Source organism: Pseudomonas sp. K5002 (assembly GCF_013386655.1).
Classification (GTDB): domain Bacteria; phylum Pseudomonadota; class Gammaproteobacteria; order Pseudomonadales; family Pseudomonadaceae; genus Aquipseudomonas.
Genome location: NZ_JACARK010001384.1, coordinates 1 through 495 on the forward strand (window position 1 = coordinate 1; position 495 = coordinate 495).

2 protein-coding genes are annotated in these 495 nt (G+C 60.8%); one reads left to right on the forward strand and one right to left on the reverse strand.

Annotation, left to right across the window (positions count from 1 at the left end; translation table 11 throughout):
- A partial coding sequence (locus tag HX846_RS36575; RefSeq protein ID WP_372242068.1) for an ACT domain-containing protein occupies positions 1 to 228 on the reverse strand: 228 nt, incomplete at its 3' end.
- A 98-nt stretch (positions 229 to 326) separates the two neighbouring features.
- Here HX846_RS36575 and HX846_RS36580 point away from each other — a divergent pair.
- A partial coding sequence (locus HX846_RS36580; protein WP_178967385.1) for a LysR family transcriptional regulator occupies positions 327 to 495 on the forward strand: 169 nt, incomplete at its 3' end.

Genomic DNA, 495 nt, shown 5'->3' on the forward strand with positions numbered 1-495 from the left:
CACGTTGAGGGTGATCCACGCAGCCACATAGTCGAAGGCCAGTCCGGCCCGCTCGGCCTGCTGGCGCTCGACGATCAACGTCAGGCCTTCCTGCTCGCGGAAGCTGCCGATCACCTCGCAACCTTCGGGGATTCGGCTGTCGGCCAGGGTGCAGAACACGTAGTCGCCGTCATTGAGCTGTGGGCTCATGCTGCGCAGCAGGGTTGCCAGGGCGGTTTCGCCAGCCATGTGGAGGTCCTTGAATAAGAAGAAGCGATGCTGGCTATTCTCCCGTCCAAGGCTGTATAAGAAAAACCAATATTGCTGATCGCTCATTAGGAAAACTGATGTTCGACTATAAATTGCTTTCCGCCCTGGCGGCGGTGGTGGAACAGGCCGGCTTCGAGCGGGGCGCGCAGGTATTGGGAATTTCCCAGTCGGCGATCTCCCAGCGCATCAAGCTGTTGGAGGCGCGGATCGGCCAGCCGGTGCTGGTACGTGCCACGCCGCCGACGC